Annotated in this window: 6 protein-coding genes and 1 pseudogene; 5 read left to right on the forward strand and 2 right to left on the reverse strand. The window is 54.2% G+C overall.

Annotated elements, in window-relative coordinates; genetic code table 11:
• Window positions 1-41 precede the first annotated feature (41 nt).
• Together A3CW_RS54390 and A3CW_RS53590 are read left to right on the forward strand one after the other, a co-directional pair.
• On the forward strand, window positions 42-212 hold the full coding sequence (locus tag A3CW_RS54390) for a transposase (RefSeq protein WP_407669819.1): 171 nt from the start codon (window positions 42-44) through the stop codon (window positions 210-212).
• A gap of 49 nt (window positions 213-261) precedes the next feature.
• The gene (locus tag A3CW_RS53590) at window positions 262-405 is read left to right on the forward strand and encodes a hypothetical protein (RefSeq protein WP_281175202.1); all 144 of its coding nucleotides are present in this window, start codon (window positions 262-264) and stop codon (window positions 403-405) included.
• A 7-nt stretch (window positions 406-412) separates the two neighbouring features.
• Here A3CW_RS53590 and A3CW_RS52075 read toward each other — a convergent pair whose 3' ends face one another.
• The gene (locus A3CW_RS52075) at window positions 413-565 is read right to left on the reverse strand and encodes a DUF1842 domain-containing protein (RefSeq protein WP_081772113.1); all 153 of its coding nucleotides are present in this window, start codon (window positions 563-565) and stop codon (window positions 413-415) included.
• A gap of 716 nt (window positions 566-1,281) precedes the next feature.
• Here A3CW_RS52075 and A3CW_RS0143975 point away from each other — a divergent pair.
• The 3 genes from A3CW_RS0143975 (at window position 1,282) to A3CW_RS49860 (ending at window position 3,952) form a co-directional block, all read left to right on the forward strand.
• A complete protein-coding gene (locus A3CW_RS0143975) occupies window positions 1,282-1,737 on the forward strand; it encodes an acyl-CoA dehydrogenase family protein (RefSeq protein WP_028209145.1) in 456 nt (151 codons plus the stop codon).
• A gap of 150 nt (window positions 1,738-1,887) precedes the next feature.
• A complete protein-coding gene (locus tag A3CW_RS52080) occupies window positions 1,888-2,916 on the forward strand; it encodes an LLM class flavin-dependent oxidoreductase (protein WP_081772114.1) in 1,029 nt (342 codons plus the stop codon).
• Between the two features lie 355 nt (window positions 2,917-3,271).
• A complete protein-coding gene (locus A3CW_RS49860) occupies window positions 3,272-3,952 on the forward strand; it encodes an ATP-dependent Clp protease proteolytic subunit (protein ID WP_035515874.1) in 681 nt (226 codons plus the stop codon).
• A 248-nt stretch (window positions 3,953-4,200) separates the two neighbouring features.
• On the opposite strand, the pseudogene A3CW_RS49865 reads toward A3CW_RS49860, so the two are convergent.
• Window positions 4,201-4,529 (reverse strand): annotated as a pseudogene (locus A3CW_RS49865) (IS3 family transposase); the annotation flags it as partial.
• Window positions 4,530-4,762: the final 233 nt, after the last annotated feature.

The raw sequence follows: 4,762 nt of genomic DNA on the forward strand, positions 1-4,762 counted from the left end.
CGCCAACGTTGGCTGCTCGAACATAAAGCCAACGAGTCATCCTGTTTTTCCTCCCAGCCTACAGTCCCGAGCTAAACAAGATCGAGATCGTCTGGCGGCAACTGAAATACCGATGGCGGCGCGCTCTCACCTGGACGCGCGATACCATCGATGCCGAACTTGCTGCATTTCTAAACAAATACGGATCCGAATTTCAAACGAATTTTTCGTGAACACTTACGCGATGGTGCGGTAAAAGCAGTGGTGGCGGGAGACATAGAGATGGATGCCGTGATTGCCAACGTCAGGGCGATCCACCCGACGCCCGCGAGCCTCGGCATGCTCATCGATTCGAGCGGCCATGTCATCGCACATCCGGATGACACTCAAATCCGTGTCGGATATTGCACCGGCTCCTACCGGTGACAGATCTTTATTGGTCTGCAAAATTCGTCGTCTGAGTAACCTTGACGATGCCCGAGACGTTTCCCGAGGGCGGATTGACGAGCAGGGAAAAGTGGATGATCGGCGCGCCTGGAACAACCTGATGACCGGCAATTCCGTCGACTCTATAGAGCTGGTCCATGATTGATCTTCCTTTCAACAAGTTAGATATGCAAACAAAGCAGCGCGATCTGGCGAAAGTGGCTCGTCGCGCTCGCAGCGATTGCTTGCAAAATCTGTGCTTAAGCAGATCGCTGACCGTACTCTTGTCCGGATGTTTTGATCATGTGCCTGCGCAACTCCCCCGCCTTCCGTTCTACAGCAGTACTATGGCGAATGCTGAGAACAAGCCTCACCGGTTGAGGTGTCTGTCCTCTCTTCGACGAAGCCCTGGCGGTATCCGATGCATGCAGGCGTCGGCACTTATATTCGCCTTCTTGCCCCATTTTACCAACATGCAACAAGCGTCCACATTGGTCGACATAAGCTTCAGCGTGTGTGGTGGTGCTGTGGACCAAGTGATGAGGGCCGGGGCCATTCGGTGGGGATCCGTATGGAAGCGTCCGACTAGCTGGCTGGCGAACGACATTGTCAGAGGTTGGACAATGTCGGGAATGAAACAACGTGTTGCAGGGTGATGGTGTTATCCAGCAAGGGTTTTTTACTTGGCACGATACCTGCATTAACCGCAATCACGCTACACATACACAAGGATAAACCTATGGTTAGACTCACCGATCGTGCGCTCTCCGCCTGTGGTCACACTTCGCGCCTAGCGTTCGCGGCAAAAGTGAATGCACGCCGCCTGGCACAGAAGAAACAGCACATCCACCGCAGCCGTCCAAGGAGCGCAGCAACATGGAGCAAGGTGATGACCAGGGCGAGCTCGGTCGAATTGAGGCAGATGTGCGGGCAGCGCGGCCGGCCATGCAGGTTCAGGCGGAGAGTCACTGGCGGCACGCCTTGGCCGCCTCGCTGAATGATCAAGCGCTATACAGCGAGGGCATACAGACTGGAATCTGGATTGCGACAATCTGTTCCCGCGCAGCGCATGCCTGCTTTACCCTTTCCGGCGGTGCCGCAATGTATGAATCTTCACCACTTCAGTGGCGGCTACGCGATCTGCAGGCGGCTGCGCAACACGCCATGGTCCACCAGCGGCACTATGCGGAAGCTGGTCGGATGCTGCTGGAACCGGGTCGTATCAACGTCAAGGTCGGACAAATGGCGACAAAACTGATCGGGGGACGGCAGAAAGCTTTAGGAGTGGCCCGCGTATCAGCATTCTGCATCGTCATACTCAGCGAATTCTAAGCGCACCAACCTGCAGATCGGTCGGCTTCCCTTCTATATGGTTAGTCATCCGATCGGATGGCGATGCCAGCTCACCCCCCTCGCAAGCACAGCGGGGCCCGCACCATGATGACTGATTTCGGTACCCGGATGTGAGATGGAGAAAATTGAATGAGAAACGCCTTACCGTCTAAGCTGGAATTCGGCATTTTCGATCATTTGGACGATGACGGCTGCGCCGTTGCGCAACAATACGCGGACCGCCTCAGGCTGGCTGAAGCCTGTGACCGGCTCGGCTTTTACGCTTATCATCTGGCAGAGCACCATTTTACGCCGCATGGGAGGGGGCCGTCGCCGAATCTGTTCTTGTCGAGCGTCGCACAGCGCACCAGGGAACTTCGTCTTGGTCCGTTGGTCATGCTGCTTAGCCTCCATCACCCACTACGTGCGTTTGAGGAGATATGCATGCTTGACCACCTGAGCGGTGGTAGGGTCGAGATGGGCATAGGGCGCGGTTCTCTTCCCCTAGAGCTTGGCCACTTCGGGATAGATGCGGACGACGTGCCAGAACGCTATCTCGAAGCTTGCGAGATTCTAATGGCGGCGATGAAGGGCGGCACCCTTTTCTACCAAGGCCACCATTTTCAGCTAGATAATGTCCCTTTGGCATTAATGCCTCGTCAACGTCCTTACCCGCCAACATGGATCGCCACCAACCGAACTGAGTCCGCGCGCTGGGCCGCCGCAAACGGCGCAAATGTGGCATCTGTAGGACCCGCGACATTTGTTCGCGAGATCACTGAGGCATACCGTGCGGTGGAAGGATGCAACACGGGCACGGCCAGCAAACCATCATTTCTCGGATTGCTTCGCATGATTGTGGTCGGGCAATCCGCTAGCCATGCATATTCGCTCGCGGCGCCTGCTTTCGAACGTTGGCTTAGGAACTTCAGATACCTGTACGACCTCAATTCAATTCCAGTTCCATCAAATCTGCCCTTGACTTTTGATGCAGCAGTAGATAGTGAACTGTGCGTGGTAGGAACGGCAGCTTTTGTTCGACGAACTCTCCTTGATCAATTGCAAGAAGCAGGGGCCAACTATCTTCTTTGCCAAGTTGCGTTTGGCGATCTCCCTTTAGATACCTCACTTTTCACGGCAATGACCATTCAATCCGAATTGATGGGCCCAACCGCGTGAGTGCGATCGCCCTCGAACAGGCTATCTTGAAAGGCGATCTTTTCCCGACCGCAACCAGCAACGTTTTCTGATCTTGGTTCGTGAAGGTGCATCGGCGCGACAGCTTCGGAATTGCAAAGAGGGTTTCGGCCAGCTTCGAGCCAATGTATCGGTGTCGTGGCTTGGAGATACCCAAGCTGGCCCTTGCTCCTCATGAATGCTGTCGCGGAATGAGCCCGAGCCAAGCGGCAAGTTTCCCTCGCCGTGATCAGTCTACCCTCGGCGTGTCGATGTCTATCATTTGTAGGATCCGTCTGTGTGCTCCGACATCGGGGATGGACTAATTAATCCGTGTTTTCTTTAAAAAGAGGAAGGTATGAGAGTTTTTTGTGAAATTCTTATTCGTGGCACGTTGCTGCTATCTTTTCTTTACGGGGTACCGGCTCATGCTTACCTATCGAAAATTATACCCGACGCCGATAGAAGATACGACGTATTGAATAGCAAAATATTTTATACGGGGCCCGTCACAATTCTAAAGGCGAATGACTTGATAGCGGCGTTAGACGAGTTGAACGCGAAGTACCCTAAGCTCAACTCTATTTATCTATATATCGATAGCGACGGTGGAGATATGGATGCGGCGTATATTACTTACCGCGCCATCCATAGTTCGAGGGTGCCGGTAATAACAGTTAATTTAGCCTCGGTAATGTCGGCTGCTACGATGATGTTTTGCGGCGCTCAGGATCGCCTCTCCTTTCCTGGAGGGATCTTTATTCTGCACCCGCCAAGCATAGACCTAAGCAACAGGTTCCAGCCCGATCAGCTCAATGTTGCCACGGAAAATTTGGATACTGCCACGAAAATGCTTTCAGATATCTACAGCAAGTGCACCAAACTGAACGACAAGGAAATAAATTCAATAATTCACAGTGAAAATAACAGGAAGGTTCTCAGTCCAGATGAGGCTTCTGCAAATGGAATGGTGACTGGAATAGCTCATGATATTATTGATGCACCGGTGTCCTACTATGTAAAGGATCGCGCACAGTAAGCTTTCTGAGATGGACTGGCTTCCTGTCGCTTTGTCATCAAACATATCGAACTTGGGCCGGCCTTCATGTGACCGATGGCCGGCTCGATCGCGCCGCGATCTTGTGGCCTCAATGAAAAGATGCCCGGCGGCGAGGCGTGCGGCGAGCTGTTTGGGATAAAGTGAGGCACGTAGGAAGTGTCGCTTGAGCGCGAGAAGCTGATGGACCGTGACCTTGCCCCCGTTGACGAATCCCATAGCTGAGGGAATTATGCGGCTTCGCCTTGCTGAGCCGCGAACCAGTTCTTCTCGAAATTCATGGGGCTGACGTAGTCGAGTGTCGAGTGCAACCGTCGTGCATTGTAAAAGCCCAGCCAATCAATTACTTCATCCATTGCGGCACGCCGTGTAGCGAAGTGCCGGCCATGCATGCGTGCTACCTTCAGCGAACCCCACAGACTTTCGGTCGGCGCGTATCCCAACAATCGCCGCGTCGGCTCATCGACGAGCGCATGCCATAGGCCTTCAAGGTGTCCTGAAACAGGCCGCTGCAATACTGGGCGCCCCTGTCGCTATGCACGATTACGCCAGCTTCCGGGTGCGGCGGCTCCGGTTTTTCTGGACACAAAGTTGGGGTAAAACGTGTGATCCAAACTGGAGTGGTTGATGTTGAAGAGACCCGATACGAAGGCGATTGCGCCGGAGGCGCTGGAAGGAGCGCGTAGCGCGACTGCAAGCGCCTCCGGCGCGGCCGAAATCAAACGCTGGTCTACCGGCCGCAAGCGTAGTGTGGTGCTTCGGTTGCTGCGCGGCGAACCCGTCGACGCCATC

This window comes from Paraburkholderia nodosa DSM 21604 (assembly GCF_000519185.1).
Taxonomy (GTDB): Bacteria; Pseudomonadota; Gammaproteobacteria; order Burkholderiales; family Burkholderiaceae; genus Paraburkholderia; species Paraburkholderia nodosa.

Coding starts and splice junctions, on each gene's coding strand:
- A3CW_RS53590 (WP_281175202.1), top strand. CDS start 262: ATGGATGCCGTGATTGCCAACGTCAGGGCGATCCACCCGACGCCCGCG.
- A3CW_RS52075 (WP_081772113.1), bottom strand. CDS start 565: ATGGACCAGCTCTATAGAGTCGACGGAATTGCCGGTCATCAGGTTGTT.
- A3CW_RS0143975 (WP_028209145.1), top strand. CDS start 1,282: ATGGAGCAAGGTGATGACCAGGGCGAGCTCGGTCGAATTGAGGCAGAT.
- A3CW_RS52080 (WP_081772114.1), top strand. CDS start 1,888: ATGAGAAACGCCTTACCGTCTAAGCTGGAATTCGGCATTTTCGATCAT.
- A3CW_RS49860 (WP_035515874.1), top strand. CDS start 3,272: ATGAGAGTTTTTTGTGAAATTCTTATTCGTGGCACGTTGCTGCTATCT.